Source organism: Paraburkholderia humisilvae (assembly GCF_902859855.1).
GTDB classification, from domain to species: Bacteria; Pseudomonadota; Gammaproteobacteria; order Burkholderiales; family Burkholderiaceae; genus Paraburkholderia; species Paraburkholderia humisilvae.
On the sequence record NZ_CADIKH010000465.1, the window covers coordinates 1 to 633 of the forward strand.

A 633-nucleotide genomic window follows, 5' to 3' on the forward strand; every position below is an offset into this window, starting at 1 on the left:
TGCCTTCAAGGACGGCGAACCGGTGCAAGACGATCGACCGGTTCAGCAGAAACTCGCCGCTTGAAATCGACCGCCATCAAATTATTCGTACACCACTCTTGACGTTAGCTCCGTGTCCCAGCCATTTCTGCACTTTGGCAATATCGGCCTCGTGCTCCAGTGCGTTGGTTGCTGCTGTCACCCGGAGGCTGTGTACGCCAAAGCCTTGCATATCTATCTGTGCACCGGTCGCGTAGGCGAGGACGATCTTGTACACGCCATCGGGCAGTCAAGGCCGCAAGTGTCTTTTTCCTTGCTGGCTGGAAGAGTGGAGCATCGGGCGTTTTGAACCGCCCCGGGAATTCCGGAGACCAGTTTGCGTGAGTCACGCGGCCCTGCGTAGCTCAAGGCGTTGCTGATAATAGCGGGCTTCTGCTTCGGCGGCCGGCATGTTGCCGATCGGCACGAGCAGGCGATGATGATTGAACCAGTCGACCCATTCGAGCGTGGCCATTTCGACGCTCTGCGGGTGGCTCCGTCGCGTTAACGCGGCGAAGTAGAATCGGCCGGATCGTAACGCATGACGAAGATGATGGCAAAGACGAAGACGCCAGGCAAGGCACTGCCTGCGGGCATTGGCAAGGTACTGAAGCG

At 58.3% G+C, this 633-nt stretch carries 1 protein-coding gene and 2 pseudogenes; 1 reads left to right on the plus strand and 2 read right to left on the minus strand.

The features are described from left to right. Positions 1–76: 76 nt before the first annotated feature. Both HV796_RS43080 and HV796_RS43085 read right to left on the minus strand, forming a co-directional pair. Entirely contained in the window at positions 77–211 is a 135-nt protein-coding gene (locus tag HV796_RS43080) for a tyrosine-type recombinase/integrase (RefSeq protein WP_246356416.1), read from the minus strand. 153 nt (positions 212–364) lie between these two features. Next, positions 365–505: pseudogene (locus HV796_RS43085) on the minus strand (IS3 family transposase); the annotation flags it as partial. Between the two features lie 54 nt (positions 506–559). Here HV796_RS43085 and HV796_RS43090 point away from each other — a divergent pair. After that, positions 560–633, plus strand: a pseudogene (locus HV796_RS43090) (IS6 family transposase); the annotation flags it as partial.